The following is a 17,885-nucleotide window of genomic DNA, read 5'->3' as shown; positions in this document are numbered from 1 at the left end:
AACTTTGCTCCCTTGCACAGTATTAATTATTCACAAATTGTACTGGAATAATTATACATACTTCTGTACCCTTTTCAATCACACTATTAATTTGGAGTTCCCCCCCATGAAGCTTTATAATTTCATCGCATATCGAAAGTCCTATACCATTTTTAGAATTAGCATTTTCACCTTTAAAAAACTTTTCTTTCACTCTTGGTAATTCATCTTTTGGTATACCGCATCCTGTATCTATTATTTTTATAATAATATTTTCAACTTCTAAATTTGCCCTAACAATTACATTTCCTCCATTAGGCGTGAATTTAAAAGAATTATCTAAAATATTTATCAGTACTTGCTTTAACCTATTTCTATCCACAAATATTTTCGGTAAATTTTCTTCTATTTCTAGATTTAGCTGAATGTCTTCCTTCAAAGCTCTAGGCATAGTCTGCATTTTTATATTCATTAAAGTATCCTTTAAATCAATAAATTCCTTCTTTATAGAGACTTTCCCTGAAGATAGTTTAGAAAAATCCAACAAATCTTCAACTAAAAAAGTTAACCTATCAGATTCTTGTTCTATAATGCAAAGCCCCTCTTTAAGTTCTTCTTCATCTTCTAATTTACTAGAATTTAATACAATGGACCATCCTTTAATAGATGTCAGTGGCGTTCTTAGTTCATGCGATACAGATGCAATAAATTCATTTTTCAGCCTTTCATTTTTTAATATTTCTTCGGTCATATAGTTTAAGGTTTTTGCTAGTTGTCCTAATTCATCATCTGAATTTATATTGATTTTCTCATTGAAATTTCCACTGGCCATTTTTTGCGCACCTACCATGATTTTTTTTATAGGTTTAGTTATTATATTAGAAATAAAGAGGCTTACTATTCCTGATAATATAATAACCATCCCACCAGTAATAAGGAAAAATCTAGACAGAGTATAAATATCCTCATCAATTTTCTTAAGTGAAGTTATGAACCTCAATACCCCATTTATTTTCCCATTATAAAATAAGGGATATGCTACTGTCATAACCCCCTCATTTTCGTATTTTTGTCTATCAATTATGCTACCAAGTCCTCCATCTAAGGCTGTTTTAAAATCCTTTCCTTCCAATTTTTCTACTGGTATTGAACCTAGAGAATCCATAATAACAAATCCCTTTAAATCTATAATTTGAACTTCAGCATTAATATTTTCATAAAACACGTCTACATTATTAGTTACATTTTCCTTTACACCTGCTGAAGCTAAGTATGTATTATAAAAGCTAGTAGATAACTTTAACTGATTGGATAGATTTGATTCTAAATTTTTGTAATAGTATTTTTTAGTACCTGCTATTAAAAATCCCTCCACAATTATAACTGTAATTAGTATTACTAATAGGTAACTACCAGCAAGCTTTGTTCTTATGGATTTCAATTTAAGAAGCCCCCCATCTATACCCTGTTCCCCAAACTGTCTCTATATACTGAGGATCTGATGGGTCTTTCTCAACTTTGCTTCTAAGTCTTCTAATATTTACATCAACTATTTTAGTATCTCCAATAAACTCATATCCCCAAATTGAATTTAAAAGCTCATCACGACTCAATGCCTTACTAGGATTTTGAATAAACATTTTCATAAGCAAAAATTCTTTTGGTGTTAAATCTAACTCTATATCATTTTTAAAAATTTTCTTTGAGTATAAATCAATTTTAAATTCTCTAGAATTAATAAAATTTGATCCTTCATTATTTTTGTACTTCATTCTCCTTAAAAGGGAATTTATCCGTGCAATAAGTTCTAATGGATTAAATGGCTTTACCATATAATCATCTGCACCAAATTCCAGTCCCATGATTTTATCCATATCTTGTCCTCTAGCTGTCAAAATAATTATCCCAATATTTTCATTTTGTTTTTTTAATTTTTCACAAAGTTCAAATCCATTCATACCCGGAAGCATAACGTCTAATATAAGCACATCTGGGGTTTCCTGCAGTATTTTTTGTATGCCTTCTTCCGCTGAGGCAGCCTCAAAAACCTGAAATTTTTCTCTCTTTAAACTAATTTTTATAAATTTTCTAATAGACTCTTCGTCTTCCACTATTAATATTCTACTCATTCGTGCACCCCCATTTACCTAATACTAAAATTATATCAAATATTACTACAATTTATAAGAGTTTTCTAAATTATAATAAAGACTTCATAAAATCCAGAAAATAAAAAACCAATCTAAGATATAGACTGGTTTTTAAAACATTATTTATAAATTTAGTCTTACTCGCATGTGCCTTATTCTACTTTTTCATAATCTACATCGATAATAACACTATCCTCATAATTGATATCAATGGATTCTGCTCTATATATTTCACTACTAGACATATCAGCTTGTATATTCGCACTTTTCTTTGTACTTAGTTTATAGATGAAATTTTTAATGGTCTTTACCAGCTTTACGCCATACCATGCTAAAACTCCAAAAACTGCAATAAAAAACAAGGCTCTAATAACAAAGATAGCTACAAAAGGTATTGCTACTAATAAAGCAATAAAAATACCAATAGATAAAGCTGATTTCATTAACTTTGAAATTGTGTTCTTGCCCTTTGTATATTCCATGATAATATTTTCCTTCTTTCATTTTATGCGATTTATTAATTAATGATATAATTATACCATATAATTAGGCTCATATATTAATTGTATCTTAAAAAAGTATTAATAATCTATTAAATCATCTATTTTATAATTTTGTTTAATTCATTGCTTATATTGCTAATTTCTTCAATTTCCTGTGCAATATCAGAAATTTTATTGTTCTGCTGGTGTATCACAGATAAAATTTCTTCTGTAGTAGCTGCATACTCCTGCGATACTGTAGCAATGTTTTGCACCTCTGCATCAACTACAGTAAATGTATCTTTAACATCATTTATAACATGGCTTTGTTTTGAAATATGTAAATTCAACTCTTCAAATGTTATGATTAAATTCTCAAATGTACCATAAAGTTTTCGAGCAATTTGGTCTCCTATATTTACTGCCTCATTGCCTTTTTGTGCCTCTCCTAAAGCTACATCGGTGGTTTTACTTGTACTTTTTATAATCTTATAAATATTTTCAACAGTGCTATTACTTTCCTCTGCGAGCTTACCAACTTCACTGGCTACAACTGAAAACCCTCTGCCAGCTTCTCCTGCCCTCGAAGCCTCTATTGAAGCATTTAAAGCTAATAAATTTGTCTGCTCTGCTATATTTTTTATCCCAGCTAAGAATTCATCTATATCACCCATCTGATTTTGAAGAGTGACTACTGTATCCAGAGAAGATTTAACTGCATTCTTAATTATGCTCATTTGCTTGTCCAATTCTTTAATTTGCTGTGTCCCTTCTGTGACATCATTATTTACCACTTCTGAAACACTTAATATTTTTCGCGAAATTTCTTTACTTTGTTCCACAGTATTTGAGGTGCTAATTATGCTTTGACTTATGTTGTTTACATTATCTGCTTGCATGGTTATTCCACTTGTCATCTCATTAACCGCAGAAACCACACTTTCGCTTATTTCCTTTACCATATTTATATTTACGTTACATTTTCCTATACTACCATTCAAAACCTCCGTACTTTTATCTATTCCCTCTATCGTATTTTCTAATTTTCCTAATAAATCCAAAGTTTTTTCCTCTTTTTCTAAACTTTCGCGAATCAACTCTGAACTCCATTTTGTAAGTAAACATAATAAAAATATGCTAAGAGTTATAATGGCTAAACTACTTATAAAGCCTCTAAATTCCATGCTAGTTCCCAATATGGATTTTGGTGACAAAATATACATTAAAATTAATGAAAAATCTAAAATAAATCCATAAATACATAACAAAATGATATCACTGTATAATGCTACTAATAACAGACAAGCATTATATATTAAAACCCCGGATTCTAATCCCCCTTGTAAATAAGCTAAATACAAACACCCAAAAAGTGGTGATAAATTTACTATTAGCCCCTTAATTCTGAAATTCATCTTGGAAATATAAAAAATGCTTGCAATTATTGATGATATTCCAGTTACAATCAAAACCTCTAGACCCGCATTTATTCCTTGTGCTACTGCAGTTTGCAGTGTTAATACAATAGTGGATACCCATATAGCTATAATGTTAAACTTTAAGGTTCTTTTATTTCTATCAGTAGTTTCTTTTCCTCCATACATAATTCTCTCCTCCTTTATCAAACTATTTTATGTATAGTATATTATAGTATATATATATAAATTATACTATAAATTTCAATTTATTCTATTTAGTTATTGCATTCCACCATCTATTGTTATGATTTGTCCCGTAATATATTTTGAATTTTCACCTGCTAAAAAGGTTACAAGCATACCTACATCCTCCACTTCTCCAAATTTCATCATAGGTATTTCAGCCACTAAGGATTCGCGATCATCTTCCGTTAACCAAGAATTCATTTCTGTATCTATAACCCCTGGTGCTATAGCATTAACTCTAATATTCGAAGGTGCAAGTTCTTTTGCTAAGGCCTTTGTAAAAGAGTTAATTGCGCCTTTAGAAGCAGAATAAATTACTTCACAAGAAGCACCTACATTGCCCCACATGGAAGATATATTTATTATGCTTCCACTTTTTTGTTTAATCATTTCTTTTACTGCATTATGAGAACAATTAATTGCACCCTTAAGATTTACATTTAAAATACCATCCCATTCACTAGGCGTAGCATCCATAAATAATCCTACCTTAGATATCCCTGCATTATTTATCAATATATCTATTTTACCTAATTTTTCAACAGTAGTTTTTATCAATTTTTTTGAAAATTCATAATCACTTACATCACCTTTAATTTTCAAAGCATAAGCTCCTATCTCGCTAATTTCCTGCATAGTTTTTTCAGCTGCCACATCGTTACTTTTATAGTTTATTACCACACAAGCCCCAGCCTTAGCTAGTTCTATAGCAATACCTTTTCCAATTCCTCTAGATCCTCCTGTAACTATAGCTACTTTACCTTTTAAATTCATAAAAATCTCCCCTAACCTATAATGTTTTTTTCTAATAGTTTTTTATATCTTATTTTTCACCAATATAATATAAACAATCAGGCTTCCAATCTGCTAAAGAAATGTAGCCAGCTGACTTTAATTTTTCTATTAGAGCCTTGTCCTGTGGACAAAGAGGAGTAGATAGCTCCTTTACTCCAGTGTTCTTATAATTCAATAAATAATAATCCATAAATGTATTTATGGCCTCAAATGTATCTTCCATTGCAATAAAATTAGCTTCACCTTTATATTTAAACAATCCAGTATGACCATTTATTTTAACAAGTGAATTATTAGCTTTAAGGCTTTCATATAAGTTAAAAGTAACTTCTTCAAAAACGAAGGCTAGTGGTAATAATCCATTTCTTGTTTTTATATAATGATGATTTTTAAATTCCTCAAAGGTAATATCCCAAGCTTCCACATGAAAATCTTCTATATTTATATTTAAATCTAAGGATGAAATATTCTTAATTGCTAAAACTTGAGTTTCCTTTAACTTAAAATTTAATTTCTCCATCATAGTTTTGCTTTCTATACTTGTAATATGGGTTGCAAAGGCAATTTTATTTATAATCCTATTTTCTAATAATTCAGTTGCTCTTTTTAATATCTCCTCTGTAGCTCTCTTTGCCAATTTTTGACCTCGGTACTTAGCATGTACTCTGAGACCCTCGAGCCAACCACTTCCATCATAAAGTATAGATAGTTTAGCTACTACCACAACCTTATTATTATCTGTATCAACTCCACCTAAAAATATTCCTTTATCGTCTAACCATTTGTGAAATACACTAGGCAGGTAATCGCAACCTTCCCAAATATCCTTTGAAATTTCTTCAATATCTTCATAATCTTCCTGTGTTAATTTTCTAAAAACTATCATAGAGTGCCTCCTTCATTATCTAGTATCTCCTTATCAACATAAATTCTAGTGTAATTTCATTAATTTTACCTCATTATCTCTAATTTAATAATAAGGCACATTCAAATAAATAACAATATGCTTATACCTATTTGCATTTAACACAATTTATGTTACATTTTAACTAGTTATAAAAATAATTTAATTATTATATCTGTATATATTTATCTAGATTATAGCATTTGATAAATGCAATTGGAGGAGCTAATGTCTAAAACAAAAAGAGAATTTGGCGAAGGACCTATTTACAACATATCTAATTACATATTTTGGTTCTTATTGGGCAATTTTTACTTTTGCCTTCTCAATATCCCACTACTTTTCATATTACTTGTGCTTATCTCTAATGGTGGCGTACTAATGCCACCCTGGTTTGCTTCTATTATTATTTTATGTTGTATTCCCATAGGACCCGCCGCAACTGCGCTACTTAGCGTAATGGGAAAACTTATAAGGGAAAAAGATATAAATATTACAAAAGACTTTTTTAAAGCTTATAAAACTAATTTTTTTCAATCATTATTTTTTTGGATTCTAGAAATGCTTATAATAGGTATATTATTTATTGATACTAGATTCTTTATTTCAAAGGGTTACCCACAAATTGTAACTTCGTTTATTTTTATCATCATTATTTTTATTTTTTTAATAAGTCTATATGTATACCCAATAATATCAAGATTTTATTTAAGTTGGAATGATATTCTTAAAACTGCAACCTACTATTCCATTAAAAAAATTCATATTACATTATTGAATTTTGCTAGCTTTTTAGTTGTAGGCTTTCTACTTTTTAAAGTTTCTAACTTTGTATTATTATTTATGGCTAGCACAATCTGTTATTTGCTAATGTTCTATCAACAAAAAATACTAATAGAAATTGAAAACAAGCTTAAAAAAGACACTGAGAATATTCAAGAATCAGGTATGTTATAAAGATAAACGCATAAAATAAGGGGGCGGATAAGTACTATTTAACAAATTTAAAATAGTACCTATCCGTCCCCTTAAGTTTTTTTCATATATACCTCTTTGTGTGCTAAAATATATAGTGTATGATAATTAAATTATAAGCTTTGAAAAGTTCTATAAATATGTCACAAGCCATTAATCACAAAATTTATGAGATATTCAAAAAGATTTAAGAAAAATGATATTTTCTTGCAATATCTAGGATTATCTTTTATATTTATAATAGAACATTCACCTATTATAAGTAATTTAAATAAACATAAATATTAAGTTATATAAAATAAGGAGGAAATTAAATTGAGTAAAATTGAACAATTAACCGTAGATACTATAAGGGTTTTATCAGCTGAAGCAATACAAAAATCAAATTCAGGACATCCAGGGCTACCTCTCGGAGTGGCACCAATGGCATATACACTATGGGCAAACCACATGAAACATAGTCCTCTCAATTCAAAATGGCAGGATAGAGATAGATTTGTACTTTCTGCAGGACATGGATCCATGCTTGAATATTCACTACTCCATCTTTTTGGATATGGCCTAACTATCGAAGATTTAAAGAATTTCAGACAATTTGGAAGCTTAACACCTGGTCATCCTGAGTATGGTCATACAAATGGTGTTGAAGTTACCACAGGCCCACTTGGACAAGGAATTGCTAATGCAGTAGGTATGGCAATAGCTGAAAGTCATCTTGCAGCAAAATTCAACACAAAAGAGCATGCTATTGTAGATCATTATACATATGCTATAGCTGGTGACGGCTGCAATATGGAAGGAATCTCTGGAGAAGCAGCATCTCTTGCAGGTACCTTAGGACTTTCTAAACTTATTGTAATGTATGATTCAAATAGTATAACTATAGAAGGAAGTACAAATCTTGCTTTTAGAGAAGATGTAGGTATGCGATTTGATGCCTATGGATGGCAGGTTTTATATGTAGAAAATGGCAATGATATGGAAGCAATAGGTAAAGCCATTGAAACTGCAAAGCTTGAGCTAAATAAACCTTCCTTTATTGTAGTTAAAACTATTATCGGATTTGGTTGTTCTAAAAAACAAGGAACTGCCTCAGCACATGGCGAACCACTTGGTGAAGATAATATAATTGAAATGAAAAAATGCATGGGCTGGAGTGAAGAACCATTTACAGTTCCAAGTGAAGTAACTAAGCATATGGAAAATGTAAAAGCAGACCTTAAAGCAAAGGAAGCATCATGGAACACTCTTTATGCACAGTATAGTGAAAAAAATCCTGCACTTGCTAAAGAATATGAAGCATGGCAAAGTGGAGAACTTCCTGTAGATTTACTTAAAATAGATGAGATGTGGAAGTTTGAGGGCAAAGCCGCAACAAGAAACTCTTCTGGAGCAATAATAAATACATTAGCTAAATATGTACCAAACCTTATAGGTGGTTCAGCAGACCTTGCTCCTTCTAATAAGACATATATGAAGGACATGGGTGATTTTTCAATAGAAGATAGAAATGGTTCTAATCTTCATTTTGGAGTAAGAGAGCACGCAATGGCAGCTATTGCAAATGGAATCTATGTACATGGAGGTCTTAAAACCTTTGTTTCAACTTTCTTTGTATTTAGTGATTATATGAAAGGTGCAATGAGATTATCTTCACTTATGAATCTTCCAATAGTTTATGTTCTAACTCATGATAGTATAGCCGTTGGTGAAGACGGACCAACTCATGAACCTATTGAACATCTTGCAGCACTTAGGGCTCTGCCAAACTTTAATGTGTTTAGACCAGCTGATTCTAGAGAAACAGCTGTTGGTTGGTATGCTGCAATGACTTCAAAGACAACGCCTACTGCATTAATACTTACAAGACAGAATCTTCCACTATACGCCGAAACCTCAATTGAAGCTTTAAAGGGTGCCTATATATTAAAAACCTATGAAGAAAAAGGTAAAAACCCTGATATCATTTTAATGGCTTCTGGTTCTGAAGTAGAATTTATTTATGAAGGAGCTAAATTATTAAATGACCAAGGTATCAAGGCTAGAGTAATAAGTATGCCTTGTTTAGATCTATTTGAATCACAATCAAAAGAATATAAAGAAGCTATATTGCCTTCAAACGTAAGAGTTAGATTAGCAGTTGAGGCAGGTTCTTCCTTTGGTTGGGATAGATATGTGGGCCTTGATGGCGATGTAATTGCTATTGATAGATTCGGAGCTTCTGCCCCAGCGGAAGCACTATTCCAAGAATTTGGATTTACAACAGAAAATGTTATTAGTAGATCACTTAAATTGCTGAAAAAATGATTTAATTAAGCTATGCCGCAGTGGCATCACCATAAAATTATGTAGAGTGTTATAAATGATTAATTATAAAATTATAAAATTTAAAATTTACATTGAATAGTTTATTAATTCTCTACATATAATACTACCGATAGTTATTAACTCACAGCTAAGTAGATGAGCTCATCTTTAATATATAGATACAGCTAAAAGTTACTAACTAGCATTGTATTAAGTTAACTTTTTTAAATATAGTTTTTAGCTGTAACTATATTTAATTTAGTTAACTTAATATCTAACTTTTTAATACTGACAAATTAGGCACCTCTAATTTACCATAGATTGAATTCTATGGTTTTTGTTTTATATAATTAATATTTATAGTGTTATACTTTATGGCATTTATGTTAATGTCTATATAACTTTCTATTTATAAAAAACGCTTTATTTATTAGGAAAATTGTGATACTATGTACGTGGATTATTAAAAAAGGAGGTTGATTATTATGTCATATAAAATTACTGATGCATGTGTAAGTTGTGGAGCTTGTGAGCCTGAATGTCCAGTTAACGCTATAAGCCAAGGAGATTCTATATTTGTTATAGATGCTGATACTTGTATCGATTGCGGAGCTTGTGCTGGCGTTTGTCCTGTAGGCGCTCCAGTTGAAGCTTAATTAAGAACATATTTCACATAATTAAAATATAAGCTACTGACTTTGTCAGTAGCTTATATTTTTTTATTCGTTTATGTCCTTAAAACCCTCTCCGAGAATTTCATGTACGTTATATGTGATTATAAATGCTTTCTTATCAATTTCTTTTATATAAATTTTTAATTTTATAAATTCTTTTTTGCCTAAAACAGTGGTTATAACTTCTTTTTCCTCATTAGTATAAGCTCCTTTAGCAGTATATAAAGTGGCTCCTCTACCTAACTCTTCAATAATATATCTTTTTATTTCTTCACCTCTTGAGCTAACCACTTCAACTTTTTTACAAATATTCATTCCTGCAATAACTGCATCTATAGTAAATCCATTGATAATAACTCCAAGCAATGCATACATTCCAATTTTAGGTCCAAATGCTATACCAGCTAAAATAGTTACTAAAAAATCAGACAAAAGTAAAGCCTTGCCTATGTCTAAGTGAAAATACTTATAAAGTATTTTCGCTATTATATCAGTTCCTCCTGTGGAAGCGTTTTGGTTAAATACCATACCTAGCCCTACTGCTCCAATCAATATTCCAAAGACTAGTTCTAGAAATAAATCATTTGTTATACTACCACTCATAGGACATGTCTTCTCTAATATCCATATCATACCGGATAATCCCAAACTAGAATAAATCGTCTTAACTCCAAAACTAGATCCTATAAATATAAAGCCTATAATGAATAAGATTAAATTTAATACAAGCATTATGGCTCCAATAGAAAGAGCTGGCACGTACAAATTTATAATCATAGCAAGACCACTAACTCCTCCTACAGCTAAATTATTTGGAACTAAAAAGAAATAAAATCCTACTGCTACTAGTGCTAATCCAATAGTTATTAAAATATATTCTTTAATTATTTTTTTCATGCTAATCCCTCCTCATTTATATTTTCTCATATTATACAAAATTATATACTATTTCAATCTTATGTCAAATTTTATAATAATCTTAAAGGAAAAAAAATCTCTCAGCCTACCAGCTAAGAGATTAAAATTTCCATACAAATCACTTTTCGTTAAATCATCTCCTGGGTCGCTACAATTAACGACTTCCGAAGGATATTTAGACACCCACTAAAGTTTTATTTTTATTATAGTATGTGACCCCCACTTATAGAAGTGGGAGACTTCCTTCTGAAATGTCGTTAAAATTCAGCACTACCAGTTGTTCTTGGAAATGGAATAACGTCTCTGATGTTACTCATTCCTGTGATATACATAATAGCCCTTTCAAAGCCTAGTCCAAATCCAGCATGCTTAGTTCCGCCGTATTTTCTTAGCTCTAAATACCACCAGTAATCTTCACCATTAAGACCACATTCTTCCATTCTAGCTTCTAGAACATCTTGTCTTTCTTCTCTTTGACTTCCACCTATAATTTCTCCTATTCCTGGTACAAGTAAGTCCATGGCTGCAACTGTTTTATTGTCGTCATTTATTCTCATATAGAAAGATTTTATCTCTTTTGGATAGTCAGTTACAAATAATGGTTTATTATACACCTCTTCTGTTAAATATCTTTCATGCTCAGTTTGAAGATCGCAGCCCCAAGTTACTGGATACTGGAATTCTTTTCCTGATTTTTGTAGAATATCAACAGCCTCAGTGTATGTCACACGACCAAATTCCGCATTTACAACACTATTTAATCTTTCAATTAGGCCTTTATCTACAAAGCTGTTGAAAAACTCCATTTCTTCAGGAGCATTTTCCATAACATATTTTATAATATATTTCATCATATCTTCTGCAAGCTTCATATCATCATTTAAATCTGCAAATGCTATTTCAGGCTCTATCATCCAGAACTCAGCTGCATGTTTTGTTGTATTAGAATTTTCTGCTCTAAATGTTGGTCCAAAAGTATAAACACTTCTAAAAGCTAGTGCAAAAGCCTCCGCTGCGAGCTGTCCACTTACGGTTAAGCTAGTTTCTTTACCAAAAAAGTCTTGTGAAAAGTCAGCTTTTTTGTTTTCGCCCATAGGCATATCGTTAAAATCAAGGGTAGATATTCTAAACATTTCGCCTGCACCTTCGCAATCACTACCAGTAATTATTGGTGTATGTGTATATACAAAGTTTCTCTTTTGAAAAAACTCATGTATAGCAAACGCAGTTAGTGAACGCACTCTAAACACTGCTGAGAAAGCGTTACTTCTTGGTCTAAGGTGTGCAATAGTTCTTAAATACTCAAAAGAGTGTCTTTTCTTTTGCAATGGATAGTCAACATCTGACATTCCTTCTAAAACTATTTTAGTAGCTTTAAGCTCAAAAGGTTGCTTAGCATCTGGTGTTACAACTAATTTTCCTTCTATAGTCAAAGAAGAACTTATAGGCAATTTGGCTATTTCAGAAAAATTATCTAACCCTTCCTCAAAAACTACTTGAATATTTTTAAAGAAACTTCCATCATTAATTTCTATAAACCCAAAGGCTTTAGAAGATCTTAAAGTCCTTATCCATCCTGAGATAGACACTTCTTTATCTGCATATTTTTCTTTTTCTCTGTAAATTTGTTTTACTAACAATTTTTCCATAAAATTGCCCTCCTTATAATTTCATACTTTTCTTAATAATAAAAAAGCCTTCCATCCCTTAATAATAAAGGGACGAAAGGCTATAATTTCGCGGTACCACCCAGTTTGTCATAAAATATGACCACTCTAATCAGTACAGAATTATAAATTCGATACTGCACAACAATTAACGGATTGTACCCGTCTAAGCCTACTCTCTTAATGATTTCGGTTAGAAACTCTGAGATGTTCTTCAATATAAACTTCGTATTGGTCTTTCACCACCACCAACTCGCTATGACTACCTTTTATATTTACTTTTCTCTTCACAGTCTTTATATTTAAAAATTATAATAATTAGAATATATACTAATTATTTTTATATTCTATCAATAATTATAATATTTTTAATGATAGATGTCAAATTATTTTCTTTACTATCAGAGGTGAAGCATGATTAACCTTATGGGCATTTAACATTTTTGCCATAAATATGTTATAATAATTCTTTATTGCCCTCTTTATGTTTAAATCAATTTGGTATGTCTAATTGATTTAAATGTAAATTAATAAGCACTTATAAAGTAAATATTAAACTTAAACTATTTTGGAAGGATTGATGTTATGTTACTAGATAAAAAAAGTTTTTTTATTAAAGAACAAGTACAATTTATGAAATTTTCAGGAAGATATGATATTTTTGATCCAATACTTAATACACAAATTGGTTTTGCCAAAGAAGAACCTGGTGCGCTTGTTCATTTTTTACGGTTAATTATAGGTAAGGGAATGTTGCCTAACAAAATAAACGTTTGCGATACAGAAACCAATTCAATTGCGTTTACAATAAAGAAACCATTCACATTTCTACGCTCAAAAGTCAGTGTATATGATGGAGCTGGAACTTATAAGGGATATTTTAAAGGTAAAATATTAACTTTAGGTGGAGGTTTTTGGGTTTTTGATTCAAACGGGAATGAAATAGCTGAACTAAAAGGAGATTGGAAAGGTTGGAACTTTAATTTTTTCCAAAATGGAAAATCTGCGGGCACTATTACAAAAAAATGGTCTGGAATAGGAAAAGAATTATTCACATCCGCAGATAATTATATGATTTCTTTAGATGAAGGTGAGTATACCCAAGATAAAATTATATTACTACTAGCTGCCGGTTTAGCTGTAGATATAGTGTATAAAGAAAATTAAAGTCAGCTCCTCAAGTTTAAAAATTTCTAGACTATTTAATCGACAACAAAGAGTTTTTAGTCAATTTTTTTCTTATGCCTTTATATAAAAAGACATAAGGCACATTTAAATAAATAACAAGTCTGCGCGTCTTTGACTTGTTATTTATTTTCACATGACTACCTACTTATTTATATTTTCTTTAAAATTCACCTTCCAGAATTCATTCACATACTTTTTATCTGATAATTTTCCTTGTACTTCATTTTTCCATTTTGTTTCATCTGTAAGTGAATTTAATTCTATGCCATACCAATTTTGAACATGGCTTCGTGTTATTTTATATGAGGAGCCCATAAAGTTAAAAGTAATTGCTTTTAAATTATCTATCAAAGCAAAATTTGCAACAGCATTATAAATAAGATCAGCCTTTATTTTATCTTTACCAATACCCAAAACTGTTTGTTTATAATTTATGATATATTCTAATCGTTCATCTGAATTAAGTTCATTTGTTCTATTAATATTACACAATGGAAGTTCGTAATTAAGATTACAAATATTGCCCATGTTTCCCATGTATTTATTTTTATATTGGAGCACATTTTTAAAATCATGAGTTATTGCATCTCTCTGCTCTAATTTATATTTGATTTCTTGTTTTTCTTGCCTTGGCCTAATGATAAAATCCATAACTGTAAATCCTAACACACCAATTACAAGCAAAATGATTATTATAATTCTACGTTTTTCCATAGCTAATTCACCTCATATTCATTTAGTAATTTGTGTGCCCTACTCACAATTAAAGGCACTACTATTGAAAATAAAGGCAAGGTAAATGAAACTATAAGCCTTGCAAATTGAAATGGTCCATCAATATGAATCGGACGTGAGAACCACATATTGCTCGCAAAATGTATACCAATATTATATATTGTATTTGAAATAATATATATCCACCAAATGATCCAAGTATACTTTTTCAAATTATATATTTTGTTTATATTAATTACTGAAGTTTCAGTTAAATATCCATCATAGTTTTTATAAGACATAGATAAATATATATATCCTACACCAACTAAAGCCACAACAAATATTTCACTAATTACAATAGTAAAATTTAATCTAAGCGGAATTGTTATTATCCATCCAATTAAAATATATAGTACAGCTATTTGAGCCAACTCTTTCTTGAATCCATTAATATATATTTTTTTATTACCATCAATAAACATATCAATACTATCAATGTTTTTTATGGCTTCATCATATGCCTGACTATAATCTAATCCATTATCCATATTATCTTTAATTCTTGCTTCAAGATTACTAGAAATTTCTTCGCGTAGCTCTTCTGTTTCTTTTGTCATTTTATACTTTACAAATAGTCCGTCAACATATTTTTTAATATCTCTCATAAACACTCCCCCTATCTGATTTCAATTAATTTATCAATAACCTGACGAGCAACTTTCCACGCTTCATAATTTCTTTTATACATTCGTAAGCCTTCATCAGTAATCCTGTAATATTTTCTTCTGCCGCCCTGACTCTCATTCCCCCAATAAGATTCCACCATCTTTTGTCCTTCTAATCTTTTTAAGCTTGAATAGAGCGTAGGTTCTTTTAACTCATATTCATCGTTACTATTTTCTTTTATAGCTTTGATAATTTCATAACCATAATTATCCTTTTGCCATAAAACACAAAGTATAATAGTATCAATATTACCTCTTATAAGGTCGCTACTAACATTGTTTAAAGTCAATAACCTCACCTCCTAATAATAGGATATCGCATATTACTATGTGTGTCAATGTAATATGTGTGAAATACCACTTAAAAAAGCGCAAAAAAAAACACATAGTTCGTGTTATATCATGAACTAAGTGTTTTTTTAAAATTTTTTATTTTAAACTACTATAACATGCTGGCCATTAACCCTGCCCCTATAGCACCTGCATATCTTCCTAATTCATTTGTACTAACTTCTTTCCCTAGTTTTTCTGATAGACTACTTAAAATATATGCATTCCCTGATAAACCTCCTGTAAGGAAATAATTGAACCCTTCAGAATGTTTCCCACACAAGGAACTAACTTTACTAACTATTGAGTCTACAATAGCATAGGCTATATCCTCTTTTTTTTCTCCTCTACCTATAAGACTAATAACTTCAGACTCAGCAAAAACAGTGCACATTGAGCTTATGGTAATTCCACTTCCTTGTGCTGCTAAATCGCAAAGTGAATCTATATCCATGCCTAGAGCATTAGCCATAATCTCTAGAAACCTACCAGTTCCTGCAGAGCATTTATCATTCATAATAAAGTTTGTTATCATACCATCCTCTACAGTAATAACCTTTGTATCTTGTCCACCTATGTCGATTACTGTGCAGTCAGAACACAATAAATACGCTGCCCCCTTACCATGACAAGTTATCTCTGTTATAGTTTTGTCTGCATAATGCACAGATACTCTTCCATAACCCGTTGCTATAGACTTTGAATTTTCTTTATTTATTCCCAATAATTCTAGTTTTTCTTTTATAGTGTTAGCAGTTTCAATACTACTCCACCCCGTTGGCATTACAAAGTATTTTTCTAGCTTGTCTTCCTTAAATATTGCTACTTTAGCTGCTGTTGAACCTATATCTATTCCTATGTAAAACATAATGACCTCTCCTTATTCCAAATGTATTTTAACGACATTTCCTACTATAACAAATAAAAACTTAACTATATTTATAATTATAATACATTTGTACTGAAGTTCTCAAATTATTTTCTTGTTTAATAGCAAAAAAAATATATATAATAAAGTTCTTTATTTTTTTTAAATTTAAGAACAACTGTTAATAATCTAACAGTTGTCCTTAATCAACTACATTACAATTCATTACTAACAAATATATTATCTAAAATTCTTCGTCTTCATCATCATCTTCATCTTCAACTATCTGACCTATAACTTCATCTCTCTTAGCTACTTCTCCAGTGGCCTTATTTTCAAGAATGATGTTACATTTTACACATCCATCTTCTTCATTAATAAAAGTTTTTGCCATAACATCACCTTTTTCTAAAGATACTCCTTGTGTAAGTTTTTCAGGGTGATCAAAGGTAACAGGCTTGTTATTTAATCTATCACTCATAGTATACTCACTTCCTTTCTAAATATAGTTTGCACAGGAAGAGTTCCAAATATACTTTGAAAATGTTGCCTAATTTTGTTTACCATATTACCCTTTTATTCTGTAAATCCTTCTCCTAATACCTCTCTAACATCCGCAATAGTAATAAATGCGCTTTTGTCTATTTCTTTAACCATCTTTTGAAGAGGCACTATTTCATGTTTGCCAACCACTACAAATAGCACTTGTTTTTCTCCGTTTGTATACATTCCCGTACCATTTATCCCTGTAACACCTCTCTTTAAATCTTTCATTAATATTTCTGCTATTTCCTTAGAATTATCTGAAATAATAAATACCGCTTTTGAAAAATTTATTCCCTCAAGTATACTATCTACAACCTTAGCAACTATATATACAGATATTAGCGCATACATAGCCTTTTCAGCTCCAAATACAAATGCACCTATTAGTATTATAGTTGAATCTAGTGTTAGTATAATTTTAGCTATTGGCACATTCTTCAAATAAACCTTTATTATGTTTGCAGCTAAATCAGTACCACCAGTGCTAGCAGAAGCTCTTAATACTAATCCTAAGCCTGTACCAACTAATACCCCACCAAATACACTTGCAAGCAAGAAATCCACCTTTGGTGATGGTATAAAACTTGTATAAAACAATGCAAAAGATAGATAGGCTGCAGCAAACATAGATTTGCCTACAAATTTTCTGCCCTTAAGTTTTATAGCTAAGACAAACAATGGTATATTTACAACAATATTAGTAAGCCATAAAGGCACTCCATTTCCATAATGTTTTTCTGTAACATATTGGATAATAATTGCAAGGCCTGCTACTCCGCCTGTTACTAATTTTATTTTTGCCAAAAACATATTTATCCCTGCTGCGAGTATTGTAGCTCCAATAATAATATAAAAATAGCTTAAAACATTCTCATTTTTAGTCTCGCTTCTCATTTGCTTTATCTCACTTTCTACTTTCTATTTTATCCTCCATAAAGTTATCACAGTTATTAAATTATGTAAATAAAAAAACTACTCTTACTTACTAGTTTTTAG

At 30.6% G+C, this 17,885-nt stretch carries 18 protein-coding genes and 1 other annotated feature; of the genes, 4 read left to right on the top strand and 14 right to left on the bottom strand.

Annotated elements, in window-relative coordinates:
* Positions 1-22: 22 nt before the first annotated feature.
* The 6 genes from G9F70_RS06665 to G9F70_RS06640 all read right to left on the bottom strand — a co-directional run bounded on the left by G9F70_RS06665 (position 23) and on the right by G9F70_RS06640 (position 5,956).
* Positions 23-1,420, bottom strand: coding sequence for a sensor histidine kinase (locus tag G9F70_RS06665; protein WP_164945384.1), 1,398 nt, complete (start codon positions 1,418-1,420; stop codon positions 23-25).
* A 1-nt stretch (position 1,421) separates the two neighbouring features.
* Complete coding sequence (locus G9F70_RS06660; protein WP_164945383.1) at positions 1,422-2,108, bottom strand: response regulator transcription factor; 687 nt, start codon at positions 2,106-2,108, stop codon at positions 1,422-1,424.
* Positions 2,109-2,281: 173 nt separating this feature from the next.
* Complete coding sequence (locus G9F70_RS06655; protein WP_164945382.1) at positions 2,282-2,611, bottom strand: hypothetical protein; 330 nt, start codon at positions 2,609-2,611, stop codon at positions 2,282-2,284.
* 119 nt (positions 2,612-2,730) lie between these two features.
* Positions 2,731-4,215 (bottom strand): methyl-accepting chemotaxis protein, encoded by a 1,485-nt coding sequence (locus G9F70_RS06650; protein WP_164945381.1) that lies wholly within the window; start codon positions 4,213-4,215, stop codon positions 2,731-2,733.
* Between the two features lie 93 nt (positions 4,216-4,308).
* Entirely contained in the window at positions 4,309-5,049 is a 741-nt protein-coding gene (ymfI, locus tag G9F70_RS06645) for an elongation factor P 5-aminopentanone reductase (RefSeq protein ID WP_164945380.1), read from the bottom strand.
* Between the two features lie 49 nt (positions 5,050-5,098).
* Complete coding sequence (locus tag G9F70_RS06640) at positions 5,099-5,956, bottom strand: GNAT family N-acetyltransferase (RefSeq protein WP_164945379.1); 858 nt, start codon at positions 5,954-5,956, stop codon at positions 5,099-5,101.
* A 246-nt stretch (positions 5,957-6,202) separates the two neighbouring features.
* Here G9F70_RS06640 and G9F70_RS06635 point away from each other — a divergent pair, with 246 nt between their 5' ends.
* From G9F70_RS06635 to G9F70_RS06625, 3 genes are all read left to right on the top strand, one after another.
* A complete protein-coding gene (locus tag G9F70_RS06635; RefSeq protein WP_164945378.1) occupies positions 6,203-6,931 on the top strand; it encodes a YesL family protein in 729 nt (242 codons plus the stop codon).
* A 333-nt stretch (positions 6,932-7,264) separates the two neighbouring features.
* Positions 7,265-9,256, top strand: coding sequence for a transketolase (tkt, locus tag G9F70_RS06630; protein ID WP_164945377.1), 1,992 nt, complete (start codon positions 7,265-7,267; stop codon positions 9,254-9,256).
* 485 nt (positions 9,257-9,741) lie between these two features.
* Positions 9,742-9,912 carry a 4Fe-4S binding protein gene (locus G9F70_RS06625; protein WP_125001991.1) on the top strand — a complete coding sequence of 57 codons (171 nt, stop codon included), beginning with the start codon at positions 9,742-9,744 and terminating at the stop codon, positions 9,910-9,912.
* Between the two features lie 63 nt (positions 9,913-9,975).
* On the opposite strand, the gene G9F70_RS06620 is transcribed toward G9F70_RS06625, so the two are convergent.
* A complete protein-coding gene (locus G9F70_RS06620) occupies positions 9,976-10,827 on the bottom strand; it encodes a YitT family protein (protein ID WP_164945376.1) in 852 nt (283 codons plus the stop codon).
* Positions 10,828-11,105: 278 nt separating this feature from the next.
* Positions 11,106-12,497, bottom strand: a complete 1,392-nt coding sequence (gene asnS, locus G9F70_RS06615; RefSeq protein WP_164945375.1) for an asparagine--tRNA ligase — start codon at positions 12,495-12,497, stop codon at positions 11,106-11,108.
* 65 nt (positions 12,498-12,562) lie between these two features.
* Positions 12,563-12,815 (bottom strand) — a binding site (T-box leader).
* Between the two features lie 285 nt (positions 12,816-13,100).
* Between asnS and G9F70_RS06610 the strand changes: the two genes are divergently transcribed.
* Positions 13,101-13,682: a phospholipid scramblase-related protein gene (locus tag G9F70_RS06610; RefSeq protein WP_164945374.1), complete on the top strand. Its 582-nt coding sequence runs from the start codon at positions 13,101-13,103 to the stop codon at positions 13,680-13,682.
* A 162-nt stretch (positions 13,683-13,844) separates the two neighbouring features.
* On the opposite strand, the gene G9F70_RS06605 is transcribed toward G9F70_RS06610, so the two are convergent.
* The 6 genes from G9F70_RS06605 to G9F70_RS06580 all read right to left on the bottom strand — a co-directional run bounded on the left by G9F70_RS06605 (position 13,845) and on the right by G9F70_RS06580 (position 17,783).
* The gene (locus tag G9F70_RS06605; RefSeq protein WP_164945373.1) at positions 13,845-14,417 is read right to left on the bottom strand and encodes a DUF4825 domain-containing protein; all 573 of its coding nucleotides are present in this window, start codon (positions 14,415-14,417) and stop codon (positions 13,845-13,847) included.
* A 2-nt stretch (positions 14,418-14,419) separates the two neighbouring features.
* The gene (locus G9F70_RS06600) at positions 14,420-15,085 is read right to left on the bottom strand and encodes a permease prefix domain 1-containing protein (RefSeq protein ID WP_164945372.1); all 666 of its coding nucleotides are present in this window, start codon (positions 15,083-15,085) and stop codon (positions 14,420-14,422) included.
* An 11-nt stretch (positions 15,086-15,096) separates the two neighbouring features.
* The gene (locus tag G9F70_RS06595) at positions 15,097-15,435 is read right to left on the bottom strand and encodes a PadR family transcriptional regulator (RefSeq protein WP_164945371.1); all 339 of its coding nucleotides are present in this window, start codon (positions 15,433-15,435) and stop codon (positions 15,097-15,099) included.
* A 152-nt stretch (positions 15,436-15,587) separates the two neighbouring features.
* Complete coding sequence (locus G9F70_RS06590) at positions 15,588-16,343, bottom strand: acyl-CoA dehydratase activase (protein ID WP_164945370.1); 756 nt, start codon at positions 16,341-16,343, stop codon at positions 15,588-15,590.
* A 244-nt stretch (positions 16,344-16,587) separates the two neighbouring features.
* Positions 16,588-16,824: a hypothetical protein gene (locus G9F70_RS06585; protein WP_164945369.1), complete on the bottom strand. Its 237-nt coding sequence runs from the start codon at positions 16,822-16,824 to the stop codon at positions 16,588-16,590.
* Positions 16,825-16,919: 95 nt separating this feature from the next.
* Positions 16,920-17,783 (bottom strand): YitT family protein, encoded by an 864-nt coding sequence (locus G9F70_RS06580; protein ID WP_164945368.1) that lies wholly within the window; start codon positions 17,781-17,783, stop codon positions 16,920-16,922.
* Between the last annotated feature and the right edge of the window lie 102 nt (positions 17,784-17,885).

It is taken from the genome of Clostridium sp. FP1 (genome assembly GCF_011065975.2).
Taxonomy (GTDB): domain Bacteria; phylum Bacillota; class Clostridia; order Clostridiales; family Clostridiaceae; genus Clostridium_AD; species Clostridium_AD tagluense.
This window is presented reverse-complemented; position numbering and strand designations above follow the sequence as displayed.

Excerpts from the sequence above, each read along its gene's own strand:
- G9F70_RS06660 (WP_164945383.1), bottom strand. The coding sequence starts at position 2,108 with ATGAGTAGAATATTAATAGTGGAAGACGAAGAGTCTATTAGAAAATTT.
- G9F70_RS06655 (WP_164945382.1), bottom strand. The coding sequence starts at position 2,611 with ATGGAATATACAAAGGGCAAGAACACAATTTCAAAGTTAATGAAATCA.
- G9F70_RS06650 (WP_164945381.1), bottom strand. The coding sequence starts at position 4,215 with ATGTATGGAGGAAAAGAAACTACTGATAGAAATAAAAGAACCTTAAAG.
- ymfI (WP_164945380.1), bottom strand. The coding sequence starts at position 5,049 with ATGAATTTAAAAGGTAAAGTAGCTATAGTTACAGGAGGATCTAGAGGA.
- G9F70_RS06640 (WP_164945379.1), bottom strand. The coding sequence starts at position 5,956 with ATGATAGTTTTTAGAAAATTAACACAGGAAGATTATGAAGATATTGAA.
- G9F70_RS06635 (WP_164945378.1), top strand. The coding sequence starts at position 6,203 with ATGTCTAAAACAAAAAGAGAATTTGGCGAAGGACCTATTTACAACATA.
- G9F70_RS06625 (WP_125001991.1), top strand. The coding sequence starts at position 9,742 with ATGTCATATAAAATTACTGATGCATGTGTAAGTTGTGGAGCTTGTGAG.
- G9F70_RS06620 (WP_164945376.1), bottom strand. The coding sequence starts at position 10,827 with ATGAAAAAAATAATTAAAGAATATATTTTAATAACTATTGGATTAGCA.
- asnS (WP_164945375.1), bottom strand. The coding sequence starts at position 12,497 with ATGGAAAAATTGTTAGTAAAACAAATTTACAGAGAAAAAGAAAAATAT.
- G9F70_RS06610 (WP_164945374.1), top strand. The coding sequence starts at position 13,101 with ATGTTACTAGATAAAAAAAGTTTTTTTATTAAAGAACAAGTACAATTT.
- G9F70_RS06605 (WP_164945373.1), bottom strand. The coding sequence starts at position 14,417 with ATGGAAAAACGTAGAATTATAATAATCATTTTGCTTGTAATTGGTGTG.
- G9F70_RS06600 (WP_164945372.1), bottom strand. The coding sequence starts at position 15,085 with ATGAGAGATATTAAAAAATATGTTGACGGACTATTTGTAAAGTATAAA.
- G9F70_RS06590 (WP_164945370.1), bottom strand. The coding sequence starts at position 16,343 with ATGTTTTACATAGGAATAGATATAGGTTCAACAGCAGCTAAAGTAGCA.
- G9F70_RS06585 (WP_164945369.1), bottom strand. The coding sequence starts at position 16,824 with ATGAGTGATAGATTAAATAACAAGCCTGTTACCTTTGATCACCCTGAA.
- G9F70_RS06580 (WP_164945368.1), bottom strand. The coding sequence starts at position 17,783 with ATGAGAAGCGAGACTAAAAATGAGAATGTTTTAAGCTATTTTTATATT.